This window comes from Peribacillus folii (genome assembly GCF_030271255.1).
GTDB lineage: Bacteria > Bacillota > Bacilli > Bacillales > DSM-1321 > Peribacillus.
In genome coordinates, this window is record NZ_JASJOM010000007.1 from 195,119 (window position 1) to 218,023 (window position 22,905).

Here is a 22,905-nt window from a genome sequence, read left to right on the forward strand (position 1 = left end):
TTCCCTCAGCCTCCGCTTACAGGCGGAATGAAGGCCACTATATCCCCATCCGATAGGATCGTGTCATCATCAGCAAATTCTTCATTGACCGCCGTCATCACGGTTTCGAGGCTTGCCAATTGATAGTCCGCCGTCATTTTCTTTTTCAGCTCGGCCACACTCCAGCTGTTTCCTTCCAAGGAAATGGATTCTTTCCCCAGATCATCCCTTAATTGGGCAAATAAAAGCACTTTAATCATGGATATCTGTCTCCTTCGGTTTTCCTGATGGATACGGAACGGTTTCCAACTGATTCCCGACCCACTTTTCTCCATCTTCCCAATGTTCCTTTTTCCAAATCGGAACGATTTCCTTAATTCTTTCAATCGCATACCGATTTGCCTCATATGCATCATGTCGATGCGGCGTACTAACGGCAATGACGACTGCAATATCGGTAATGTCGAGTTTGCCGACGCGATGGGTGATCGCCGTGTCCGCTTCAGGCCAGCGCTCCTTGATTTCCGCTCCGATTTGCTCTAATTTCTTGATCGCCATTGGTTCATATGCTTCGTAAATTAGAAACAAAGTCTTTTTTCCCTTGGTCATTTCCCGCACCGTCCCAATAAAGGTGGTTACGGCTCCCGCATCTCGTTTAACGACCTTATCAATCACTTCCTGAATGACGATCGGCTCTTTTGAAAGTTTAAAATTCATCTATATCACCCTTTATATTCCCTTCCGTTTGCTTAATATGGACAGCTTCTTGATAATCTTCCCTCGTATTCATATTGAAGAATAGATGTTGAAAACGTTCAGGGTTTTCATGATATAGCTTAAAGTCTTTTTCCTTGATGATTTTCACCGACAGCTTTTCCAAAAAGCGGCTCATTTTCAATTCCCGCTTCATTAAACAGTCCGACAGTATAGGGAGACAGCTTTTGTGATAAACCGCAAAGAGAGGCTGAATCCTGCCCTTTATCTCCGGAATGACTGCATTGAATGCGGGATCATAATGAGAAATGATTTCTTTAATGGCCGCTGCACACACAAAGGGCATGTCACAGGCTGTAAGGAATTGGAGCTGTGTTGCCGATGCGGCCATCCCTGCATGCAATCCGCCAAGGGGGCCATGATCTTTATGTAAATCAGCAATTAGCGGAAGCTGCAAAAAACGATAGTCGTCGAATGCATTCGTGATGACCAACACCTTTTCGGACACCTTTTTCAGCTCGGATGCCACCCTGGAAATGTTCACATCGCCATCAATTTTCAATAATGCCTTATTCTCGCCCATCCGGCTTGATTTTCCGCCGGCTAGAAGCAACATCGTCGATTCCATCCCATTCACACTTCCCTTTTTTCGTTTAATATAGCATGCACCGGTAATGCTATAGCTACTAATTCTCTCAAAAAGCATCCATTGTATGTAAATAGTTTAAAGCAACTTCGAGAATAATGACACCATGGATTGAATGGAATGCATGGAGGAATTCCGTTTTTTCCATACATCGATAATGGAGGGAATCTTGAATAGCAGCCAATAGGGCCGCTTATAGGGGAGATGACTACGTTTTACATAAAATAAATTTTGGTATATTCTAAAAATGGGATATTACCTGGTATGATGATAATATCGATATTTAATTCTCCTGAGGAGGTCACATAATGACTATGAAAAAAGCTATGACGGTTGCTGGATCTGATTCCAGCGGCGGAGCAGGTCTTCAAGCTGATTTAAAGACATTTCAAGAATTCGGCATTTACGGTATGTCCGCACTAACGACAATCGTGTCGATGGACCCTAAAAATGGCTGGTCCCATAATGTTTTCCCTACACCAGTGAATGTTCTGGAGGCCCAAATCGAAACGATTCTATCAATCGGGATCGATGCCATGAAAACAGGAATGCTCGGTTCTGTGGAAATCATTGAACTTGTTGCCCGCAAAATTGACGAGTTGAAATTGGACAAAGTCGTAATCGACCCTGTCATGGTATGTAAAGGTGAAGATGAAGTATTGCATCCTGAAACAGCCGTGGCCCTGCGTGATTTACTCGTTCCGCGTGCAACCGTGGTTACCCCTAACCTTTTCGAGGCTGCCCAGTTAGCAGGGACGGCTCCAATCAAGACGATCGATGATATGAAGGCTGCCGCCGAGAAGATTCACGCTCTTGGTGCCAAATATGTCCTGATCAAGGGCGGAAATAAGCTTGATCTGGATAAAGCCATCGACCTTCTATATGATGGCACGGAATTTGAGATCCTTGAATCCGAGAAAATCGAAACAACCAATACACACGGTGCCGGCTGTTCATCATCAGCAGCCATCACAGCGCAGCTGGCTGAAGGGAAAAGCCCGCGCGAGGCCATCCACATCGCCAAGGACTTCATTACTGAAGCGGTTCGCCATTCCTGGAAGATGAATGACTATGTAGGTCCCGTCAACCATGGGGCATACCGTAAATACGGAATCGCGCAGAACACAGAAAAATAAACCAACACGTTAACTGGCCGCTCCAATTCATCGAGCGGCCTTTTTCGCTTTTTTCACGTTTATTTAGTAAAATGGAAAGCAGGAAAAGCTTATCTAGCCGCCCAGTTAAGGAGGAAAATTTAGAATGAAACCTATAGACCGTACAGAGGTGCAAAATGCCATTGATTCTTTCGCCGGAAAAGATGTATATCTTCACCTGGAAACGACAAATGGTGCCTATGCCACTCATGTAGATGAAGCTTTCTTTTCGGCAGGTGCTTATATTCGCAACGCATTTATCCAATATGAACATGGCAAGATTGTCGGGGACGGCCCCTATCGAATCGGCTTAAAGCTAAATATCGGCTGGGTATACGCTGAAGGCGTAAACCACTTCGAAGTGGATGAGCAGGGAAGATTGCTAGTCGCAGGCCTTGACTATTCCGGAAAGCTTGCCGTCTCCATGCAGCTCAGTCCCACTCCCTTTGAATGATCCTGACATACCATGAATCCCGATGAAAACTCCCATTTACCTTTAACCACACTCAATGTAAGTAGACGGAAGGAGAAATATACCTTGGAAAAAGAACGTCATGTTTTAGTCATTTTCCCACATCCCGATGATGAAGCCTTCTCGGTTTCCGGTACGCTTGCCATCCATAGAGAAGCGGGCACACCAGTCACCTATCTATGCTTAACGTTAGGAGAAATGGGACGTAATTTAGGAAATCCGCCATTTGCAACAAGAGAATCGCTCCCCAAGATCAGGAAAAAGGAATTGATCGATGCAGCAAATGCAATCGGCATCGAAGATTTACGCATGCTCGGCTTGCGCGACAAGACAATTGAATTCGAGGATGATGAAAAGCTGACCGGTATCTTCACAGATGCCATCAATGAATTGAATCCATCCTTGATCATTACGTTTTACCCCGGATACAGCGTCCATCCAGACCATGAAGCGACAGCAAGGGCCGTGGTTCGTGCCGTGGAACGAATCGAGAAAAATGAACGGCCAAAACTCCATTGTGTTGCATTCTCGAATAATTGCATCGAGGAGTTAGGACAGCCCGACATCATACATGACATTACTGCAGCCGAAAAGAAAAAAGTGGCAGCCTTTACGGCCCACCGTTCCCAAACGGAGGCAATGGTGCTTGATTGGAAGGAAAAATTCGAAAACCAGGATGCCGATTTCCTTGAATGGATCCGCAAGGAACGATTATGGACCTATAAATTTTGAAGAAGCCGCCAAATAGGCGGTTTCTTTGTTTATGGCATAGAAAAAACCGCCTGTTTTAGACAGACGGTGAAAAGGGGGATACTTTGGAATAATTCATATAATAAGCATTCCCCTTTTATTTACTATTATACGGTTTTTTTTGAAATTCAAGCGGACAAGTGCTCTTCCGTTTGCATTCTCTTTCTCATCGAGGCTTTTTTGCCATGTACCAAGAAGTAAATTCCAATTAGTATGAAAGCAAAGATCGACATTCCTATGAATAACCCTTTGAACCCGGTAAATGGTATCAGGAATCCCAATAGGAACGGGCCAACCCCTATCCCAAAATCATACATGGTGAAAAACGTGGAAGTGGCAAGCCCCATCCGATTTGACGGAGCCTCCTTGATCGAAATCGCTTGGGAGCTTGATTGGAACGTACCATAGCCCACCCCGATCAAAGCACCGGCTATCAATAGCGTTATTCCATGATGTGATTGACTTAGCAGGACCATGCCGACCGCGTAAAAGACCAAGGCCGGATAAATCACCGAATTTTCACCCTTCATATCAAACATCCGGCCCGTAAACGGACGTGACGCCAGCAGGAATACAGCAAATACCACGAAGAAAAAGCTCGCTGCATCCATTAAATCCATTTCCTTTGCAAAAGATGTTAAATAAGACAGGATGCTCGAATAGGTAAAGCCGGCAAAGCCGATGAAAATGGAGATGGGCAAAGCGCTCTTTTCAAAGTAATCACTGATCTTAAACCCTTTTTGTGATCCGACCCTGCCTTTTTCCCCTTCCGGCACATTCATGAATAACGAGGCGACCAAAGCAAACGCGGCAAATACCGAGGCAGCATAGAAGATGATCGAATAACTAAAATGCTGGGTAATTAGCAAACCAATAAACGGACCGAATGCCATGGCCAAGTTTGTACTCATGGCAAAGTACCCAGTCCCCTCCCCACGCCTTTCATTGGGAATGATATCTGCGGCAATCGTTCCGGTTGCAGTCGTCGCAAGACCAAAAGCGAAACCGTGAACGAGCCGGTCAATCAATAGAAGAAGCAAACCATTGACCATGAAATAGCCAATCGATGCTAACAAAAATAAAATCAAGGACCCAAAAAGCATTTTCCTGCGGCCAATCTGGTCGATTTTCTTCCCGGCAATCGGCCTGACAAGTACAGCCCCAAGGACAAAAATACTCGAAGCGAGTCCCGCCTGCGCCTGAGACGCATGGAATTGATCGATCGTGTAAATCGTCAAAGTCACCATCAACACATAAAAGGTTAAAAAGAGAAAAAAGTTCGCTGACGATACAATCAGAAAATCCTTCGTCCACAACTTCGGTTTGTGATTCATATTTAAATCCTTCTTCCTTACAATTGTTTTAATTTTTCCTTCAAGAACATCAAGGTTCGTTGCGTAACCTCAAGATCCTCTTGGGCCATCCCGCTCATTAACTGGCGCTCGAATTCCTCCACCACTTTCTTGGCCTCATGAAAAGTCCTAACGCCAGACTCCGTTAACTGGATTCTCCGTTCCCGCTTATCTTTCCCGGGTACTTGTTCAATCAAATCACGTTCCTCCAAACGGTTCACCGTCCGTGTCACCGTCGGCTTCTCGACATCGAGATAGTTGCTGATTTCCACAAGCGTCGAACACCCATATTGATTCAAGTAAAAAACAATCAACCACTGAGAATGAAAAAGATCAACCTTAGCCAATTGCTCATTCAACTTTTTGGTAAAAGACCTCGAGAACTGTAAATTATGATGAAAAAAACCATCATGGAAGGGCATAGCTGTTCCTCCTATAAAATAGTTACCTAGGTAACTATACAACATTTCATAAACAAAGTCCAGTCCACTATAGAAGCTTTCCCATTGCAGTCGCTTTACATCTGATATTCGTCGCTATCCTGTTTTTGAGGAATGTCACTCAAGTTTTATGCGGTTTTTCCGTAGTTTTGTGTTAATTATTGAGGATTTGGAGCATTACTTGGGGTTTTCGGATTTCCACTCGAGATTCCGGTGCATTACTCGCCAGTTTGGGACTTTTACTCGCCAATTTGAGGCTTTTACTCGCCAGTTTGGACACTTTACTCGCCAATTGGGATTTTGCACCGATTGTTAGCGGGATTCTTATTAATTTTGCGTTTTTCTTATGAAAATTGGGCCGTTCAGATCCATTTTTTGCTTTGCTCATGCATTCGGGGCGAGTTCTTCGCATAATTACTGCTTTCTTGCGCGATTCCGGTGCATTACTGGCCAATTTGGGACTTTTACTCGCCAATTCGATCACTTTACTCGCCAATTTGAGGCTTTTACTCGCCAGTTTGGACACTTTACTCGCCAATTGGGATTTTGCACCGATTGTTAGCGGGATTCTTATTAATTTTGCGTTTTTCTTATGAAAATTGGGCCGTTCAGATCCATTTTTTGCTTTGCTCATGCATTCGGGGCGAGTTCTTCGCATTATTACTGCTTTCTTGCGCGATTCCGGTGCATTACTCGCCAATTTGGGACTTTTACTCGCCAGTTTGGACACTTTACTCGCCAATTGGGATTTTGCTTCTAGCCGGGTTCTCTTTATTTTGGCATGAAAATAGCCTTGTCGCGGAAGCGCTAAGGAAGCCCTCGCCATTAGGCGGGGGCTTCCCTAGTAATAATAAAAACAGGTCACATGCTTCAGGGCATAATTCCTTTCAATTGCGCTAGAGGCAAACGATAGAGCTTGTCATCTTTGTCATCGGGGTTTCCTCGTCCGTCCGTATTGTTGCTTATGAAGTACAGGAATTCTTCATCGGCGAAGACGTCGCGAATGCGCCCGGCATCCGTAATGATATCCGTCATCTTGCCGCTCTGGATATCGTATCTCTTCAGCGATTCACCTCTTAAGGCCGCGATATATAGCTTGCCATCGAAATAAGCCAGTCCGGAGGGGGCCCAGGTATTTTCGCCTGAATGAATCATGGGTTTGACCATATCCGGTTTTTGCTCATTGCCTTGAATCTCCGGCCAGCCATAGTTTTTGCCTGCATCGATTTGATTTAGTTCATCGTGGGCGGATTCACCGTGCTCACTTTCATACAATTGCCCGGCATCATCCCAGGCCAGTCCCTGCGGATTGCGATGCCCGTACGAATAGACGTATGAATTCGTGAAAGGATTATCGTTCGGAATCGTCCCGTCTAGGTTCATGCGCAGCACCTTTCCGCCTAAAGAAGTAATATCTTGGGCGATTTCCGGTTTTTTCGCATCCCCTGTTGTTGCGTACAGCAAACCATCGGGGCCGAGCTTGAGACGGCCGCCGTGATGGTAGTCCCCGCTTGGTATTCCATCGATTAACGTTTCACGCTCGAGCCACATTTCCTCATTTTTTTGCAAGGAGACGATTCGGTTGACCGAATTCCCGCTTCCATCCTCGTACGTATAATAGGCATAAGCTCGTCTGCTTTCAGAAAAGTCGGGCGCCAATAGGAACCCAAGCAGCCCTGCCTCCGCTTTCGAGGATAATGTTTTCTTAAGCTCGACCGGTTGGCGTGTCAGCTTGCCCTTGTCCCATTCCATTATCGAGCCTGTCCGCTCTGAAACATACAGTGTACTTCCATCCTTCTGGATCGACCATGGCGAATGCAGATTCGTCACGAGCACCTCCGGATCTTCACCTAACGTGCCCGCGACTTCTTTATCAGGCTTGCGCTCGGTATTGCTGTCCTCTTCTTTCGCATTACAACCTGCCAGAGTCAATGCAGCCATAAGGCAATATAGAAGCCATCTTTTCAAACGCCCTTCCCCCTTCGTTTCATGAGTTTAATAGGCTGACTGTTTGAGTACCTTCAAAATTGCCTGCGCTACACCTGATTCATCATTCTTGCCTGTCACTTCATCACACAGTTTTTGGATGTCGAGCGGGGCATTTCCCATGGCAACAGCCAAGCCTACCCGTTCAAACATGGATACATCATTATAATTATCGCCGATGGCCATCGTTTCCTGCATGGAGCCGGATTTTTGCTTTACATATGCTTCAAGTGCCGTACCTTTTTGGGCTTCCGTACTCATGATTTCCACATTTTCACGTCCTGATGAGGTGACGGTGACTCCACCTTGCCCGTTCAATTTTTCAGCAACCCGATTCAATAAATCTAAATTTTTGGAGAAGCTGAGGATTTTATAATATTCCACGTTGGAATGGCTGAATAACTCGGAATAGTCGGAGATTGATGTTACCTGTCCAAGCTGCAATCGCTCTTCTGCGAATTTCCTCATTCTTTCGGCGTCCATCTCTGGATTGGCCGTCACGAAAATGTCCACCAAAACCGATATTGATTTTTCGTAATTTTTGGAATAAATCCCCTGACTCGTATATATTTCGAAATAAATCCCTTGTTCCTCAAGAATTTCAGCGACCATTTTTGCAGTGGCAACAGACATTGGATTCGAAGCGGCAATCTTTCCTTCCTTTGTGAACAAGGCCGCCCCATTCACAGATATCACAGGGCAATCGATATTCGCTTCATCTAAAGCGAACCTTGCTTCGACGTATGATCTCCCAGTGGCGATGATCACTTCCACCCCTTCTCTTTGTGCCTTCTGGATCGCCTCTTTATTTTCCGCACTTACCTTTTGCATTTTGTTTAATAATGTTCCGTCCATGTCAATCGCAATCGTCTTTATCAATTCAACCTGCTCCTTTTTTACAATATAATCCCTATTTTAACCGAAAGAGCGTGGATAAACACGTTTTACAAACTTGGAGCGAGTATCAATCAAAAAAATACAATAAACTGCACCTGATAGGGAGAGGTGCAGTTCATTTTGTTAATGCAGGATCGTTTGGCTGTCAATTTCCAGCGCCCGCTCAATGATCTGTTCATGAATGTCACTACGAATGTCATCTATCGCAGTAAAGTCCATGGCTTTCACATAAATTTTTTCAAGTTCGTCATGCAGCTCTTTTGCTTTGGCTAGGCTTGCCGTCGCTTCATTCATCTTCTCCCTGTACCTGGAGGAAACATCCTTGATCTGATCGGCATAAATTTCATCCGTTCCCGGCAGGATCGCCGTTTTATATATATCGATGATCTCATCACCTTCGCAGCTCGGGAAATATTCATGAGGAGCTGTGCTGTCGAATATGGCGATACCTACCTCCCGGACGATGACCATGTCCAGGCTATGCGGATCGAAACCGCAATGATACACTTCCACATCGAAGCCCCTTTGCTCCGCAGCCTTTGCAATCTTTTTCAGCATCGTCGATTTTCCCGAACCGGGACGCCCTTTTAAAAAGTAGCGTTTTTGTACGCCCTCCGTGATATTCGGTATGAAGTCGACCGCTCCCTTCGGTGTGGCGGCACCTAAAAAACGATGGCGGACATCCGCCTTCTTATTAAGGACGATATCTCGATAAAAGCCTTCTATCAATTTATTGGTCAGCCCATTCAATTTAGCGAAGTCGATGTTTGCCTTATAGATGTCCTCCCATTCATCATGTATTTTCAATGCTTCGGCGAAAAGGGCATAGGCCTTCTCGAAGCTTTTGCTTCTCGCATTCGTCAGCCTGATGATGGACGATCTTTCTGAAGCGAGCTGCTGTGAATTCCAGGCTGACCCCAAATTGACATATTCCTCAATCGCCCCAGGTGCCTTCGGTTCGATTACATGCGGAGCGGTCCCATCCACAAGCCCGATTTTCAAAGCCGGTATGATGACCCCATCGATGGAATCATTATCGGAAGAACAATGTAGATACTCGATATCATAGTTTTTATCCAGCCATTCCTGGCCGATTTTTTTCATGATGGTTGATTTACCCGAACCAGGCCCGCCTTTTAAAATGAATAATCTTTCCAATCCTGCCAAATTCGAATCATATAAGCTATAAAAACCTGCGGCGGTATTGCCGCCGGCGAAATAATGCATCACTTTTCCCGTCACTTTCACACTCTCCCTCACAATAAAAATGTGATCACAAAGACAGCGTATGCAAAAAATGAAAATAGGTGAATGCCCAAGGATTCCATTCCTATTTAATGAGGGCGACGGACTCCGCTTGCGTGACCTCGAGGAAATCTGCCGGCTTCAAGACAATCTGGCTGCCGATCTTACCGGCGCTCACGATGATTTCCGTCAGGTTAAACGCACTTTCGTCAATGAAGGTCGGATATTGTTTTTTCATGCCGATCGGTGAACAGCCTCCCCTTATGTAGCCTGTATTTTTTTGCAGGTCTTTGACGGCGAGCATTTCCATTTTTTTTGCCCCTGCCGCCTTCGCGGCTTTTTTCATATCAAGTTCGGTCTCTACAGGAATGACAAAAACATAAAGCTGCTGCGGGCTGCTATGGGTAACAAGCGTCTTAAAAACGGTTTCGGGCGCCTTTCCGATTTTTTCGGCGACTGTAACTCCATCGATCTTTCCATCACGTGCATCATAGCTCATCATTCCATATTCGATTGAATGGTTATCAAGAATTCGCATTGCATTCGTTTTACCGGCTCCCATATGACATTCCCCTTATCTTTTTTTATCATCTTACCAAAAACAAAGGCACAGTGCTCATGCAGCTGTGCCTTTCCCTCACGTTCATTCCAAATGGCGTCTTTGAAATTCAGCAATACGGCTGTAGTCAGCCTCCAATTGCCTGCTCACGGATAAATAGATCGACATCAGCTCTTCGTAAACTTCAACGTTAGCCTCGATCGGGACAAGCTCATCCGTATCGCCAATCATCCCTTCCACTTCATCGAGGCTTTCGATTTCCCCTAAAGCATAAAGCCCAAGCACGGCTGCGCCTAAGCTCGAACTTTCAAAGCTTTCCGGAATCGTCACATTCTGATTGAAAACATCAGCCATGATCTGACGCCACAGCTTCGAGCGGACAAACCCGCCGCTTGCATGGATCTTCTCGGGTGCACCAGCCAATTCTCTCACAGCAAGGAGGACACTATAAAGGTTATACATCACTCCTTCGAGGACCGCCCGGACCATATGATCACGAGTATGGTGAAGGGCCAGCCCGAAGAAGGAGCCCCTGGCGTCGGCAATCCATAATGGTGCACGCTCTCCAGCCATATACGGATGGAAAATCAGCCCGTCCGATCCAGGTGCAATAGTCGAGGCCATATCCGTCAAAATTTCATACGAGTCACGGCCTGTAGCCTTCGCTTTTTCGATTTCGACACGGCCAAATTGATCACGTGCCCAACGGAAGGTGATGCCCCCATTATTGACCGGACCGCCGATCACCCAATGATTCTCGGTAAGGGCGTAACAGAAGGTCCTGCCTTTTGGATCTGTAAGCGGTCGGTCACTGACCGTCCTTACGGCACCGCTCGTGCCGATCGTGACTGCCAGAACCCCTGGCTTGATGGCGTTTTGCCCTAAGTTGGCAAGTACGCCATCACTCGCACCGATCACAAACGGGGTGCTTGCCTCGATGTTCATGGCTGCTGCCAATTCAGGACTTAAGCCAGAAAGGACCTGTGTTGTCGGAACAAGCGCCGGCAGCCTGTCCGCATCGATCCCAGCAATGCTAAGTGCCTCTTCATCCCAATTCAACTCATTCAAGTTGAACAGACCCGTTGCGGAAGCGAGGGAATGATCCATCACATATTCATTAAAAAATTTATAGAAGATATATTCCTTGATTCCGATGAATTTGACCGTATCGCCAAAAATCCCAGGATGCTCTTGTTTTAACCACATGATTTTCGTGATCGGGGACATCGGGTGAATCGGGGTTCCCGTCCGATGATACAATTGCATCCCCTGTTCCGTAGCCTTCAATCGCTCTGCATGGGCAACACTTCGATTATCCGCCCATGTAATGCTATTCGTCAGCGGCCTGCCGTCCTTATCCATGGCGATCAAGCTATGCATCGCTGAACTGAATGATAAGAAGCCCACTTCATCCTTGCCCACTTCACTTGCTATCATCACTTCAGCTATCGCCATGATGACCGCTTTATATATTTCTTCTGGGTCTTGTTCAGCAACGGACGGTGTCGGGCTTTGGAGGGGATAGCCTTTTGAACAAGTTTGGACGACCTCCCCCGCTTTTGAAAAAAGAACGGCCTTCGTACTGGTCGTGCCAATATCGATTCCCATCATATAACCTGCCATACTAACATCATGCTCCTTCCTCTTAAACATTTGAATGCCATAGTAAGAATGGGATATGTGGAACGACCGATCCGATCGTATCCATGACCATTTGATTGATTAATACCATCATCTTAACACACGCTGCAGAGGAATGACCGGCATTGCACGGACCCTGCACTGCTTTACTAGACTATCCATATCTATCATTTTTTAGAGGCAGCATGTAATTCCAATGATAAATGGAGCATCGGGTTCATGATGAACTGAACCCGATGCTCCATCTATTCTTCACCAATAAGGAGTGACCCTGCTTGAAGCTTGATTTCTTCTTCCAAAGACAGTGGATAAGCAAGCAGAAAGCAGGTGGATGGACCGGATGATTTTTCGATATCGACTATATCGCTTATGTACACGGGAACGCCATCCCCGCTTCGGTCCAATTGCTTCCATTCATAGGCTATTCCTTTCGATCCGACTGGAAGCGCCTCGACTCCTTCCAGCTCACAAAGACCTTTATATAAGGATAGAGGGGCCACCCATTCTTGCTGTTTCAGCACTTCCTCCCCGACGAGCGGCCTGCCGACGAGAGAGATTTTTCGCGGGTGGTTTTGTTGCTTTTCCCGGTCAATCCTTCGCTTGCCAAGCACGATGAGCCCAAGTGCGGATTGAAGCAACGGCATGTTCGTTTCCGTGCTTCCCGTTATCGGAAGCTCCAGCCCCAATTCAGCCATGCCTTGCATGACACCTCTGCTCAGGCCCTCCCAGGCCTCATCGCCGCAAAAATTATGGAGAACGACCGATAACGGATTCCCGCCAGCACTTAAGCACTCCATGACGGCCACCCTGAAGGAAAAATAGCCGACGGTTTCATATGGAACCTGGACAAGATCGTTTTCCTTCAGTCCGATTCCGCCGCTATTGTCACTTGATATGACCAATGATTCCAATTCGGTGAAGGGCAAAATCAAGGAGTCACTCATTATATCGACCCATCCTTAAAAATCGTTTTTCTCAAAATCGGCTCCAAGCGGGGAATTAAAAGGGCCGCCAAAGCACTATTGATCGCCGATGCAGCAGTTAACCCCGGAACGAGCAGCATGTAAAACCCAGGACTGACGAGAAACACAAACGGCAGGCCCAAAATGAAGGAATTACCGATAAAAAAGAGGAAATATGCCGCCAGTTTTTTTCCTTGGAGGAATAAAACGCCAAACATCCATATGAGCACGGCCATTTCAACCATGATCAAAAAGTGAAACGGCCCCAATGGCAGTCCGCCGATGGACGCTGAAATGATATGTCCAAGCCCTGCAACGATCGCTCCTGATATCGGGCCGAGGATGACAGCTGCCAAAAGGGCCGGAAAACTGTCCAAGGCGATACTGCCGATCGGGGAAGGGATTTTGATCATCGCCCCCACGGCGGATATGGCTATGAAAAGAGCGGTTACACTGATTCTTCTTACGTCCATGTTCACTCTTTTTCCTTTCTTTTCCCTCCGCGGAATACATTTGCGCTGCGGATGTATTCCACATCTTTCACCCCAAGCCGGAAGTTGATGACACGTGCTACCGCAAAGAAGTAATCCGATAAACGGTTTAGATATTGAAGCGATAAAGGGGAGACGGCTGCGCCTGACTTGATCAAGGAAACGACCAATCGTTCCGCCCTTCTTGTAACCGTGCGGGCCATATGGATGGTTGCTGCCGCCTTCGATCCGCCTGGCAAAATGAACTTTTCCAATTCCGGCGCTTCGGCGATGAACGCGTCAATCCGTTCTTCCAAATACGTAATCGCCTCATCCGTCAGCTTTTGCGGGGCCTTCTCGGAAACTGTCGCCAGATCGCCGCCGCAGTCGAATAACTCATGCTGGATTTTCTCGAGATCTGCGAGTACATCGGCAAATATTGCGGCATCCAATTCAGTCACCGCAAGACCGATATAGCTATTCACCTCATCGACCGTTCCATAGGATTCGACCCGGATGTCGTCCTTATCAAGGCGCCCCCCGATAACGCTCGTTTGTCCTTTATCTCCTGTACGTGTATAGATTTTCATTCCAATTGCCTCCTTTATTTTATTCGCTGGTTGATTCCATACCAAATGATATCGACACGGCTCGATAAGGATGCCACATCTTGATAGACCCAGCCGCAGGCATCACGCCAGCGACGATTGGTTGCTTCCATCGGCACGATTCCCTTGGATAGGTCAGAGCCGATGACAATGAAGCGGTGGTCATTCCTTTCCTTCTCCCATATTCGCCAGCCGGCGATGATTTCCTGCCATTTTTCGCGAATTGCATCAGCCGCCATCTTTTTGGCATCCTCCTGGATCCATCCATCCAAGCCTTGCCATACGACGGTCTTGCCTTGGAAATCGATTCGTTGTGGCTCATCCTGTTGATAACCGGAAAGCCAAAGGACACCGCTCTCCAGATCATAGAACCGCTTTACCCAGTTTGATTTGCCATTGTAGGCACCGCCTGTAACAAAGTGCAACGCTCACCCCTCCTTAAACTGTTCAGGTCCTCCCAGATCAGCTCATATCCCTTGCCATGTGATACGCTCCAATCAAAAAATTCCTTTTCAAGCGGAGCAAAGCGGACCAATAAATCCCGGATCACCCCGGCATGAGTCATTAAAACATAGCGGTCTTTCTCATCGGCCATCCATTCGTTCCATCCATTTCGCACCCGTTCCGAAAATTCCGGGTAGCTTTCCCCCCCAGGCACCATCGCCTCCATAGGGTTTTCCAGCCAATCCATGTATTTGCCATCACGCTTTAATTCATCATATGTCCGTCCTTCCCAATGACCGAAGTTCATTTCACGGAAGGAGCGGTTTTTGACAAGTGCAGCATCCGGAAACAGAAGTCTTGCCGTTTCCACACACCGAGGCAGATCACTCGTATGAATTTTTTCGTACAAGGGGTAAAATCTCCTTAAAGCTAGAATTTGCTTCTCTCCTTCGACACTTAGAGGTGAATCGCTCCAGCCTAGATAGGCTCTTCGCTCATTGGCCATTGTCAGCCCATGGCGAAGTAATGTAACAGCCACAGTATCAGCCATAACCAAAGCTCAACTCCTTCCACCGATGCACCCAGTACATCTCCCGTAATTCCGCCAAACCAGCTGGTGATTTTACGTTTAATATAAAGCAGGAACAACAGCGCTGCCAGGCTCATAATAACAAATAGAGCGACAAGCTGAACATCGATGACCAAGGCAATCGCCAGGCTTGCAACAGGGTACAGCCCGTATATCGGCAAACTGCTTTTCTTTACCGCACGCTGAAAAAAAGCGCCGAGCCCTTCTTCTTTAGCAAGCGGCATCCGGATCAGTAAATAGCCCATTACGCATTTGCTTAAGAGCGGCAGGGTGATGATCAAGAAATAGGTCCACCCATTGGCCCGTGCGACAATTTCATAGATGAAAAGAAATCTCGCGGCCAACAGGACGATGACGGAGATGACCCCGAAGGCACCCGTTCGCGAATCTTTCATGATTTCCAACCGGCGCTCTTTATCCTGATAGGAAAAAAAAGCATCGCTGGCATCGATCCAGCCATCGAGGTGCAGGCCGCCCGATAACGCAATCGTCAGGAACCAAAGGAAAAAGGCAATCGCAAGCGATGAAAACGGCGTCCACTCCACTAGCACATATAAGGCTCCGCCCATGATCAGACCAAGCAATAGGCCAACCAACGGAAAGGTTTGAATGGCACGGTGTATATATTTCCTTTCCATCGGAAGCTGCTTTCTGATTGGAAAAACCGTAAAAAACTGCAGGTTGATTAAAAAGCCAATTACCACGTTCATGCCTGCTTTCATCCCTTCATCTTCAGTGGAATGCCCGACTCTACAAGATAGGCCTCATCCGCCTCACCGACAATCGTTTGATGGATCGTGCCGAGCATCCTTCCGTATATATGCAGCAATTGCTTTTGGAAAATCGGTTCCTGGGCCACTTCATTGCTGACGATGATCAAGCAGCCCGATTGTTGTCTTAGCTCATCAATGGCGCCGATGATTTTTGCCTGAATGCTATGTAAAAAATTCGCTTCAAGCGGGAGCCCAGAACCGAAAAGTTCATTATCGAGCAAGGTGGTGAGGCAATCGAGCAGGATGATCGAATTAGAATCGACTTTCGCCCCGACTCTCGTAATATCCGTTGCATATTCGGAGGTCTGCCAGGCGATTGGGCTTGTTTGCCTGTCTTTTTGATGCCTCAGGATGCGTTCCCCCATTTCGGCATCACTGACACGCCCGCAGGCGAGGTAATGCAGATTGCCCTCGGTCAGGAGCGCATATTCCAGTGCCTTCCTTTCTGCAAACCTGCTTTTCCCGCTGCGGACTCCGCCCGTTATGAAGCAGAGCCTTGCCTTTTCCACTGCTTCACCCCCTCCAGCAGCGCCTCATTATCACGTTCCCCCTTCACTGCAAACCGGAGCCAGAAGCCGTCCAAGCCGGGGAAATTGTGTGTATGACGCGGAACGATTCCTTTTTTCAATAAAAAAGGAAAAAGGGTTAGCGTTTCATCCTTCATTAAGTAAAAATTGACCGTGCTTGCGGAAACCGTCATTCCAAGCTCGCGATAGCAATGGAACAGTTTCTGCTTTTGTGATTGGATTAATGCTCTCGTTTCGTTTATATATACCTCTTCTTCTAGACAGATCCTGCCCACTTCCAAGGCGACTTGGTTGACGCTCCAATGCGGTTTATAGCTTTTCACGCGCCCTATGATATCCGGTTCTGCAAGTAAATAGCCCAGTCTCAAGCCCGGAATCGCAAAGATTTTCGTCATTGACCTTAGAACAAGCAAATGTGGAAATCGGTTGATTAATGACGCATACGTGAAGGCGTCCTCGGTAAAATCATAAAATGCCTCATCGATGACAGCCAGGCAATCCGCTTTTTGGCATTCGCTGATCAATTCCATCACAGCCCCACGTTCAAATGACACGCCAGTCGGGTTATTGGGAGTGCAGAGGAAAACCGCATCATATTCACGTAATCTCGGAATCAAGCGAGCCACATCCAGCTGCCAATCAGGAGCATCAAGCTGGTGGAAGTCGACCTCACAACCGGCTGCCAAACAAGCTTGCTCATATTCCGCAAAAGCCGGCTGGATGATCAGCACCTTTTGATTGGCCAGCCTGTTCGCCACCAGCATGATGATTTCTGCACCACCGTTGCCTACCAAAACCGAGGACTCGGGAAGTCCCTCTTTCTCTGCAATCGCTTTTGTCAGTTCAACGGCATGGGGGTCCGGGTAATCCATGACCCCTTCAAAAAATCCGGACCACCGTTCCTTGATTCGTAAAGGCGGGCCCAATGGGTTGATGTTTGCGCTGAAATCGATGACAGATCCAGGCATTTCGATTTTCAGCGCTTCGTAAAGATAATGTGGATTAGATCCATGAGATGGTAAAATCAATGGCAGCTCCCCCCAGCCAAAGCATCAGTAAAAATAGAAACGACGATCGATGCATGATGGCAATTGTTTTTGGTATATGTTTTGCCTCCAGCGGAATGAGAGGTACGCCCATGCGCGCCCGGTCAGAAACCACTCCTTTGTACATATTCAGTCCGCCAAGCTGCACACCCAGAATCGCCGCAACGGCTGCTTCACACCAGCCGCTATTCGGACTTGGATGCTTCCGCGCATCACGGAACAAGATTCTCCATCTGGCTTGAAAATCATGATGGCTAGATTTGGAGCATAACAGCATCAACATTCCCGTGAGGCGGCTGGGAAGATAGTTGGCGATATCATCAAGCTTGGCCGAAGCCCAGCCGAATTGGCCGTATTTATCATTTTTGTAGCCCACCATCGAATCGCATGTATTGATCGCTCGGTACACCATGGCAAGCGGCGCCCCGCCAACCGCAGCCCAAAACAGCGGGGCCGTAACACCATCACTCGTATTTTCAGCGACGGTTTCGACAGTGCCCCTGACAATTTCGGATTCACCAAGCTTGTCCGTATCGCGGCCGACGATATAGGAAAGCCTTAGCCGCGCTTCAGGAAAATCCCTTTCATTCAGCGGCTGGCACACTTCCATTCCAGCCTGCTTCAAGCCCTTTTGGGCAATCGTAGTGGAAATCACGACCGCTTCCCAAACGATTCCCGCCAACGGATGGATAAGATAGGCCAAATAGACGGACAAACCTGTTAGCAATATTACTGTCGTCAAGACGACCGCAAGCATGAACAGTCCCTTTCGTTTCTTATGTGTGCCTTCATTAAAGGTGCGATCCAGCTTGCTTATCATCGTTCCGATCCATTTGACTGGATGCGGCCAATTTGGCGGATCTCCTATCATCAAATCAAGGAAAAAAGCAAGCGTAATGGCAAAAAGGTGGTGATAAATCATAATGCCTCATTCCGTTTCCGACTATTCCTGATTGCTTCTGCCGTGCAATCATATACACCGCGGCTGATCAGCTTCCCGAGCGGGGTGATCGTTCCTCCATATTGAAGCGTCGTTCCCCTTTGTGTCGCTGCAACCAAAATGCTATCGGTCGATGTTCCTGTCGCATAGGTGTTCGTCACCTTATCCAGAACCTGCAAATCATGCAGCGCTTTTACTTTTGCCTCGGTCGCGGTCACGATGCTGTGAATGAAGGCTTCTTCTGCCAGGTGGCCATTTACGAATATCCATGTATTGATGGTCCCCGGCGCAGAACTCCAGGAGTGGCGGTCCGCTAATGAAGCGTCGATGGCATTGCCGACTCCAGCCGTCACGATGATGAAAACCGAGAAACCTTCCGCTTTTACTAATTTGAAGGCAGCCGTATCAAGGAAGACTGCCGTCATCATCCCTACCGTTTCCTGCGGATCGATGTTATGGGCTTTTAAATAATCCGCCATTTCCGCAAGATGATCGTCGCAATCATAATCGTGATGGACGTGCCTATTCACGAAATATCGATGCCAGCCCATCCCCGATCCAGTCACTCCAGAGGACATCGTTCTAAGGGGATGGGGGGCATTCAACCGGATCATCTCCCGCCCGACCGTCAAATGGGATTGATTGATTTCGAATGGGTCGTAATCGCCACCATGCTTTTGGGGAACGATGAACATTTGCGGCTTCGGAAGTGCAGGATGCGGATGCTTTTCGATCGTCGTACGATAGACTTCCTGGATCCGGTCCTGTTGAAGCACTTCATTAGGGGCAGCAATGGCTTGAATTTCCCCTTTTGCAAGCAGCAAGAGCCGATCACAATATAATCCAGCCAAATTCAAGTCATGAAAAATCGATATGACGGTCAATTCCTGCTCCTTTGCCATTTTTCTCATCAAATCAAGAAGTTCCTTTTGATACGATAGGTCCAAGTGGTTCGTCGGCTCATCCAGAAAAAGTACTTCAGGCTCCTGGGCCAGCGCCTGGGCAAGCAAGACCCGCTGTCTCTCCCCTCCTGACAGCCGTTCGAAATGAAGATCCTGAAATTCAGCCACTCCCGTTTGTTTCATCACCCGTTGGACAATTTCTTCATCCTCCGCAGACCAGCTGTGGAACCAGCCTGTTTGATGCGCGTACCGTCCAAGCGAGACCGTCTCCTTCACCGTATACGAAAATGCTAATGAAGAATGCTGAGGAAGCACCGCAATGACTCGTGCAAGCTGCTTCGCCGAATAATCCTGCAAATCTTTTCCCTTGATTCGTATGCTTCCGCGCTTGTAATCGAGCACCCCGCTGAGCATGCTCAACAGCGTCGTTTTCCCGCTGCCGTTTGGTCCAAGGATTCCGAACAATTCTCCTTTATGTACTTCGAAAGAGACGGAATCCAAAACGGCCTTGTTATCATATCCGCCTGTTAATCCTTTAACCTCAAGCATCCGTCCTACCCACTCTCCGTCTTTTTAATAAAATGAGGGCAAATGCAGGTGCCCCGATCAGCGAGGTGATGACCCCGATCGGCAGTTCCGATGGAGCGATGATCGTCCGTGCCACAAGGTCTGCCAAAATCAAGAACCCGCTTCCCACCAGCAAGGATAATGGAAGCAGATGTATATGATCCGGCCCCCAAATCCTCCGTACCAAGTGGGGAATCACCAGCCCTACAAAACCGATCGTCCCCGAAACGGCAACGGCCGCTCCCGTCAATATCGAGCCGGCTATCAGGATCGACAACTTCCGCCTCTGCACATCGACACCTAAATGTTTTGCCCGGTCCTCCCCGAAGGTCATCGCATTCAATTCCCTCGTATTCATGATCAAGATCAGCGTACCTATGATAAAAAACGGCAGAATGATTCCGATATAATTCCACCCGCGCATGGACACGCTGCCCATAAGCCAGCCGATGATTTGTCTTAATTCCTCCCCCGTCAACGCAATCATCAACGATATGAAGGCACTTAAAAACGAACTGAAGATGATTCCGGTCAAGATGATCGTTTCGACCTTCATCGAACGATCCATTTTCTTTGCGAATGCCAGCACACAAAAAATCGTGATTACGGAACATAAAATGCTTAATGCAGGAAGCGTGTATAAGCCGATGAACGGGAGTGATATATTCAAGAATAACGTCACTACTGCCCCGACCGATGCTCCTGACGATATCCCGAGTGTGTAGGGATCGGCAAGCGGATTCCGGAGCAGCCCCTGAAATGCCGCACCTGCGATCGCCAGCGATGCCCCGACCAAACCGGCAAGCAATACACGCGGCAAACGGATGTTCATTACAATATTCGTCAGCATCACATCCGGATCAGCGGAAATCGGCAAATGAAAAATCTCCTTGCCGATAATTTGCAAAAGCACGGGAATCGGCACGGACACCGAACCGAATGAGATGCCGATCGTACCGGCAAAAAGTAAAAACAACAACGCAAGCAGATAAGCAAGCGTCCATTTAGTTGTCAAAAATGTTCGGATAGATTGATTTGGCAAGCTCCTCCACTCCCTCTATTAAACGTGGACCGGAACGGGTCACCAAGTCGGAATGCACATCGAAGACCTTGGCATTCTTAACGGCCGTCACGTCTTGCCACCCTTTTCTGCCGATCACTTCATTTACCGGGTCTTTTGTGTAATACCCGTAAGTAGTAATGATGACATCCGGATTGGCTGCAATCATCGACTCTTCATCCATTTTGGCCCAGCCATCCACATCCGCGGCAGCATTATCTGCTGAGATCATAGCAAGCATTTCATTCATGAATGTATTTTTACCAGGTGTATAAATATCCGGTGACGGCGAAACCTCCACTAAAACGGTCTTCCTTTCCGATTGTTTTAGCGATTTGGCTTTCTCGGATATACCCTTCAGCTTCGTTTTCATGCCCGCAATGATGTCTTTTGCCTTAGCTTGCTCCCCTGTTGCCTTCCCGATCATATCGATGGACTCGTACACCTCACTGAAGCTTTGGGCATCATTGACTACAAGCACATCGATTCCGGCATCCTTAAGCTGCTGGAGCCCCGCTTCCGAATTATGGGCACTCGATGCATGGGCAAGAACAAGATCCGGTTTCAAGGAGACGATCAACTCCGTGTTCATTTCCATGCCGCCCACTTTTTCGATATCCTTCGTTTCTTCCGGGTAATTATCATTGTCGGACACGCCAATAACCTTATCACCTAAACCAAGCGCAAAGACCACTTCCGTATTGCTTGGTATCAACGTAACGATTTTCTTTGGTTTTTCTTCTATCGTCACCTTTTCGCCCGTTGCATCTTTAATCGTAACCGGGAAGGCTTGGTGTGTAGCCTGATTCGTCTGCTGTTTTTCTTTTCCTTCATTTGTCGTGCCGCTGCAGCCAACCATCATGCCTGCCGTCAGCAACATCACCAATATCAGGCCAAAAACCTTCTTCACGTTCATTCCCCACAATCGTTTCATATAGTTTTCCTCCACCTTAACCGAAGGGCAAGCTCATGACAAAAAGCATCCCCCGTCAAACGGAGGATGCTTGCATGGCAATATCATTACGGACTCTATACGGTCTGCCACACACCTCCCCATCCGCGTGGGTCACAGGTGTACGAATCTTGGCAGGTCTCCTGGCTCATGGTCATCGTCAACGGCACCTTCCATATCCCAAATAGGGGCATACAGCCGTCAGCTCCCATATACAGTGGCGGGACCGCGCTGGCATTGAACCAGCTTCCCTATTAAGTCATTACGACACCAAATCGTTTATATGTATATACTTTCACTGCTTATCATTATACACCATGAGAGAAGCGATTATTGGGCGATTTTTCGGAAATGCTTGTCCTGCTTCAGTGATTGGAAGCATTTTCAATCAGTGATGCAAATCCGCCGACGGATAAGCCCGGTGAAATCCGAACGCGATGCAGCCCATGCATCCCTTGGTCACTTGTCGCCCCGCCAGGCTCCGTTGTGACTGCCATCTTGTATCCCGCTTCTTCCGATAGCCTGAGGCTCTCCTCGTTATAACGGCCGACTGGATACGAAAGTACTGTCGTCTCCTGGTTCAGAATGCGATCGAATAAATCCTTGGACTGAACCATTTCAGCTTCCTGCTGCCCGGAAGTCATCCGGTTCAGCTCAAGATGGTTGATCGTATGACTCTCGATGGAAATCCCATCCGCACTCATCTCCATCATTTGCTCTTCCGTCAGGTGATGAGCTTTACCAATGGACTTCCCGATCATGAAGATGGTCGCCTTCAAATCATATTCCTTCAAGATAGGAAAAGCCTCCGTATAGTTATCTGTATAGCCATCATCAAAAGTAATCCAGACACACTTTTCACTTGGCATTATATTTTCGCTTAAAACGAGGAAGGCTTCATTAGGCGTTAAAGTCTGGTAGCCATTTTCCCGAAGCCAAGCCATTTGCAGCCGGAATTCCTCCTTCGGCACCCGAAGGTTATTTCCCTCCGAGATACTATGGTACATCAATATCGGAAGCCGAACCGCGGACTCGGCCCTTATCCAGCCACTCGTATCGATTCGCTCCGGACTAGCTCCACCCTCCAGATCTATTTCGGCCTCATTCTCCTCTGCCGCAGCCACCTCAATATTCTCTTCCGTAATCGGCGCAGCCGTCTTTTTACCTACATTCTCTAAAACTCCTTGTGAACAGCCAGCTAAAATGAAGACCCCAAGCAAAGCTGCCATC

At 47.6% G+C, this 22,905-nt stretch carries 27 protein-coding genes and 1 riboswitch; of the genes, 3 read left to right on the forward strand and 24 right to left on the reverse strand.

Features of this window, described 5'->3' with window-relative positions; genetic code table 11:
• Positions 1 to 5: 5 nt before the first annotated feature.
• The 3 genes from moaD to mobA are packed head-to-tail and all read right to left on the reverse strand — an operon-like array spanning position 6 to position 1,321.
• Positions 6 to 239 (reverse strand): molybdopterin converting factor subunit 1, encoded by a 234-nt coding sequence (moaD, locus tag QNI08_RS13715; protein WP_285767976.1) that lies wholly within the window; start codon positions 237 to 239, stop codon positions 6 to 8.
• A complete protein-coding gene (locus QNI08_RS13720) occupies positions 232 to 696 on the reverse strand; it encodes a molybdenum cofactor biosynthesis protein MoaE (RefSeq protein WP_285767977.1) in 465 nt (154 codons plus the stop codon). Before QNI08_RS13720 ends, moaD begins: the two co-directional genes overlap by 8 nt.
• Positions 686 to 1,321 carry a molybdenum cofactor guanylyltransferase gene (gene mobA, locus QNI08_RS13725; protein ID WP_285767978.1) on the reverse strand — a complete coding sequence of 212 codons (636 nt, stop codon included), beginning with the start codon at positions 1,319 to 1,321 and terminating at the stop codon, positions 686 to 688. The genes QNI08_RS13720 and mobA overlap by 11 nt, the downstream gene beginning before the upstream one ends.
• A 326-nt stretch (positions 1,322 to 1,647) precedes the next feature.
• Here mobA and pdxK point away from each other — a divergent pair, with 326 nt between their 5' ends.
• From pdxK to bshB2, 3 genes are all read left to right on the forward strand, one after another.
• Positions 1,648 to 2,475, forward strand: coding sequence for a pyridoxine/pyridoxal/pyridoxamine kinase (gene pdxK, locus QNI08_RS13730; protein WP_285767979.1), 828 nt, complete (start codon positions 1,648 to 1,650; stop codon positions 2,473 to 2,475).
• A gap of 124 nt (positions 2,476 to 2,599) precedes the next feature.
• A complete protein-coding gene (locus QNI08_RS13735; RefSeq protein ID WP_285767980.1) occupies positions 2,600 to 2,947 on the forward strand; it encodes a YojF family protein in 348 nt (115 codons plus the stop codon).
• A gap of 84 nt (positions 2,948 to 3,031) precedes the next feature.
• Complete coding sequence (gene bshB2, locus QNI08_RS13740) at positions 3,032 to 3,697, forward strand: bacillithiol biosynthesis deacetylase BshB2 (protein ID WP_285767981.1); 666 nt, start codon at positions 3,032 to 3,034, stop codon at positions 3,695 to 3,697.
• A gap of 146 nt (positions 3,698 to 3,843) precedes the next feature.
• On the opposite strand, the gene QNI08_RS13745 is transcribed toward bshB2, so the two are convergent.
• The 21 genes from QNI08_RS13745 to QNI08_RS13845 form a co-directional block, all read right to left on the reverse strand.
• Positions 3,844 to 5,049, reverse strand: a complete 1,206-nt coding sequence (locus QNI08_RS13745; protein WP_285767982.1) for an MFS transporter — start codon at positions 5,047 to 5,049, stop codon at positions 3,844 to 3,846.
• A gap of 17 nt (positions 5,050 to 5,066) precedes the next feature.
• Positions 5,067 to 5,489, reverse strand: coding sequence for a MarR family winged helix-turn-helix transcriptional regulator (locus tag QNI08_RS13750; protein WP_285767983.1), 423 nt, complete (start codon positions 5,487 to 5,489; stop codon positions 5,067 to 5,069).
• Positions 5,490 to 5,661: 172 nt separating this feature from the next.
• Positions 5,662 to 6,333, reverse strand: a complete 672-nt coding sequence (locus QNI08_RS13755) for a hypothetical protein (RefSeq protein WP_285767984.1) — start codon at positions 6,331 to 6,333, stop codon at positions 5,662 to 5,664.
• A gap of 44 nt (positions 6,334 to 6,377) precedes the next feature.
• Positions 6,378 to 7,475 (reverse strand): PQQ-dependent sugar dehydrogenase, encoded by a 1,098-nt coding sequence (locus tag QNI08_RS13760; protein ID WP_285767985.1) that lies wholly within the window; start codon positions 7,473 to 7,475, stop codon positions 6,378 to 6,380.
• 27 nt (positions 7,476 to 7,502) lie between these two features.
• The gene (locus tag QNI08_RS13765; RefSeq protein ID WP_285767986.1) at positions 7,503 to 8,372 is read right to left on the reverse strand and encodes a Cof-type HAD-IIB family hydrolase; all 870 of its coding nucleotides are present in this window, start codon (positions 8,370 to 8,372) and stop codon (positions 7,503 to 7,505) included.
• Positions 8,373 to 8,513: 141 nt separating this feature from the next.
• Complete coding sequence (locus tag QNI08_RS13770; protein ID WP_285767987.1) at positions 8,514 to 9,632, reverse strand: PRK06851 family protein; 1,119 nt, start codon at positions 9,630 to 9,632, stop codon at positions 8,514 to 8,516.
• Between the two features lie 88 nt (positions 9,633 to 9,720).
• Entirely contained in the window at positions 9,721 to 10,197 is a 477-nt protein-coding gene (gene ybaK, locus QNI08_RS13775) for a Cys-tRNA(Pro) deacylase (RefSeq protein ID WP_285767988.1), read from the reverse strand.
• 81 nt (positions 10,198 to 10,278) lie between these two features.
• Positions 10,279 to 11,817, reverse strand: coding sequence for a gluconokinase (gene gntK / locus QNI08_RS13780; protein WP_285767989.1), 1,539 nt, complete (start codon positions 11,815 to 11,817; stop codon positions 10,279 to 10,281).
• 263 nt (positions 11,818 to 12,080) lie between these two features.
• Positions 12,081 to 12,779, reverse strand: a complete 699-nt coding sequence (locus tag QNI08_RS13785) for an ATP-binding protein (protein ID WP_285767990.1) — start codon at positions 12,777 to 12,779, stop codon at positions 12,081 to 12,083.
• Complete coding sequence (locus QNI08_RS13790) at positions 12,779 to 13,270, reverse strand: ECF transporter S component (protein WP_285767991.1); 492 nt, start codon at positions 13,268 to 13,270, stop codon at positions 12,779 to 12,781. The genes QNI08_RS13785 and QNI08_RS13790 overlap by 1 nt, the downstream gene beginning before the upstream one ends.
• A 2-nt stretch (positions 13,271 to 13,272) precedes the next feature.
• On the reverse strand, positions 13,273 to 13,857 hold the full coding sequence (locus QNI08_RS13795; protein WP_285767992.1) for a cob(I)yrinic acid a,c-diamide adenosyltransferase: 585 nt from the start codon (positions 13,855 to 13,857) through the stop codon (positions 13,273 to 13,275).
• A gap of 14 nt (positions 13,858 to 13,871) precedes the next feature.
• Positions 13,872 to 14,300 (reverse strand): bifunctional adenosylcobinamide kinase/adenosylcobinamide-phosphate guanylyltransferase, encoded by a 429-nt coding sequence (locus QNI08_RS13800; protein WP_285767993.1) that lies wholly within the window; start codon positions 14,298 to 14,300, stop codon positions 13,872 to 13,874.
• Positions 14,252 to 14,869, reverse strand: coding sequence for a histidine phosphatase family protein (locus tag QNI08_RS13805; protein WP_285767994.1), 618 nt, complete (start codon positions 14,867 to 14,869; stop codon positions 14,252 to 14,254). The genes QNI08_RS13800 and QNI08_RS13805 overlap by 49 nt, the downstream gene beginning before the upstream one ends.
• Positions 14,827 to 15,618: an adenosylcobinamide-GDP ribazoletransferase gene (gene cobS / locus QNI08_RS13810; RefSeq protein ID WP_285767995.1), complete on the reverse strand. Its 792-nt coding sequence runs from the start codon at positions 15,616 to 15,618 to the stop codon at positions 14,827 to 14,829. Before cobS ends, QNI08_RS13805 begins: the two co-directional genes overlap by 43 nt.
• 8 nt (positions 15,619 to 15,626) lie before the next feature.
• The gene (locus QNI08_RS13815) at positions 15,627 to 16,190 is read right to left on the reverse strand and encodes a bifunctional adenosylcobinamide kinase/adenosylcobinamide-phosphate guanylyltransferase (protein WP_285767996.1); all 564 of its coding nucleotides are present in this window, start codon (positions 16,188 to 16,190) and stop codon (positions 15,627 to 15,629) included.
• Positions 16,163 to 17,236, reverse strand: a complete 1,074-nt coding sequence (gene cobD / locus QNI08_RS13820) for a threonine-phosphate decarboxylase CobD (protein ID WP_285767997.1) — start codon at positions 17,234 to 17,236, stop codon at positions 16,163 to 16,165. Before cobD ends, QNI08_RS13815 begins: the two co-directional genes overlap by 28 nt.
• Positions 17,211 to 18,176 (reverse strand): adenosylcobinamide-phosphate synthase CbiB, encoded by a 966-nt coding sequence (cbiB, locus tag QNI08_RS13825; protein WP_285767998.1) that lies wholly within the window; start codon positions 18,174 to 18,176, stop codon positions 17,211 to 17,213. The genes cobD and cbiB overlap by 26 nt, the downstream gene beginning before the upstream one ends.
• On the reverse strand, positions 18,173 to 19,645 hold the full coding sequence (locus QNI08_RS13830) for a heme ABC transporter ATP-binding protein (RefSeq protein WP_285767999.1): 1,473 nt from the start codon (positions 19,643 to 19,645) through the stop codon (positions 18,173 to 18,175). The genes cbiB and QNI08_RS13830 overlap by 4 nt, the downstream gene beginning before the upstream one ends.
• The gene (locus QNI08_RS13835; RefSeq protein ID WP_285768000.1) at positions 19,638 to 20,705 is read right to left on the reverse strand and encodes a FecCD family ABC transporter permease; all 1,068 of its coding nucleotides are present in this window, start codon (positions 20,703 to 20,705) and stop codon (positions 19,638 to 19,640) included. The genes QNI08_RS13830 and QNI08_RS13835 overlap by 8 nt, the downstream gene beginning before the upstream one ends.
• Complete coding sequence (locus QNI08_RS13840) at positions 20,668 to 21,633, reverse strand: ABC transporter substrate-binding protein (RefSeq protein WP_483313778.1); 966 nt, start codon at positions 21,631 to 21,633, stop codon at positions 20,668 to 20,670. Before QNI08_RS13840 ends, QNI08_RS13835 begins: the two co-directional genes overlap by 38 nt.
• A gap of 158 nt (positions 21,634 to 21,791) precedes the next feature.
• Positions 21,792 to 21,965: riboswitch (cobalamin riboswitch) on the reverse strand.
• 75 nt (positions 21,966 to 22,040) lie between these two features.
• Entirely contained in the window at positions 22,041 to 22,904 is an 864-nt protein-coding gene (locus QNI08_RS13845) for a polysaccharide deacetylase family protein (protein ID WP_285768119.1), read from the reverse strand.
• Position 22,905: the final 1 nt, after the last annotated feature.

Coding starts and splice junctions, on each gene's coding strand:
- moaD (WP_285767976.1), bottom strand. CDS start 239: ATGATTAAAGTGCTTTTATTTGCCCAATTAAGGGATGATCTGGGGAAA.
- QNI08_RS13720 (WP_285767977.1), bottom strand. CDS start 696: ATGAATTTTAAACTTTCAAAAGAGCCGATCGTCATTCAGGAAGTGATT.
- mobA (WP_285767978.1), bottom strand. CDS start 1,321: ATGGAATCGACGATGTTGCTTCTAGCCGGCGGAAAATCAAGCCGGATG.
- pdxK (WP_285767979.1), top strand. CDS start 1,648: ATGACTATGAAAAAAGCTATGACGGTTGCTGGATCTGATTCCAGCGGC.
- QNI08_RS13735 (WP_285767980.1), top strand. CDS start 2,600: ATGAAACCTATAGACCGTACAGAGGTGCAAAATGCCATTGATTCTTTC.
- QNI08_RS13745 (WP_285767982.1), bottom strand. CDS start 5,049: ATGAATCACAAACCGAAGTTGTGGACGAAGGATTTTCTGATTGTATCG.
- QNI08_RS13750 (WP_285767983.1), bottom strand. CDS start 5,489: ATGCCCTTCCATGATGGTTTTTTTCATCATAATTTACAGTTCTCGAGG.
- QNI08_RS13755 (WP_285767984.1), bottom strand. CDS start 6,333: ATGGCGAGGGCTTCCTTAGCGCTTCCGCGACAAGGCTATTTTCATGCC.
- ybaK (WP_285767988.1), bottom strand. CDS start 10,197: ATGGGAGCCGGTAAAACGAATGCAATGCGAATTCTTGATAACCATTCA.
- gntK (WP_285767989.1), bottom strand. CDS start 11,817: ATGGCAGGTTATATGATGGGAATCGATATTGGCACGACCAGTACGAAG.
- QNI08_RS13785 (WP_285767990.1), bottom strand. CDS start 12,779: ATGAGTGACTCCTTGATTTTGCCCTTCACCGAATTGGAATCATTGGTC.
- QNI08_RS13790 (WP_285767991.1), bottom strand. CDS start 13,270: ATGGACGTAAGAAGAATCAGTGTAACCGCTCTTTTCATAGCCATATCC.
- QNI08_RS13795 (WP_285767992.1), bottom strand. CDS start 13,857: ATGAAAATCTATACACGTACAGGAGATAAAGGACAAACGAGCGTTATC.
- QNI08_RS13805 (WP_285767994.1), bottom strand. CDS start 14,869: ATGGCTGATACTGTGGCTGTTACATTACTTCGCCATGGGCTGACAATG.
- cobS (WP_285767995.1), bottom strand. CDS start 15,618: ATGAACGTGGTAATTGGCTTTTTAATCAACCTGCAGTTTTTTACGGTT.
- cbiB (WP_285767998.1), bottom strand. CDS start 18,176: ATGATTTATCACCACCTTTTTGCCATTACGCTTGCTTTTTTCCTTGAT.
- QNI08_RS13830 (WP_285767999.1), bottom strand. CDS start 19,645: ATGCTTGAGGTTAAAGGATTAACAGGCGGATATGATAACAAGGCCGTT.
- QNI08_RS13845 (WP_285768119.1), bottom strand. CDS start 22,904: ATGGCAGCTTTGCTTGGGGTCTTCATTTTAGCTGGCTGTTCACAAGGA.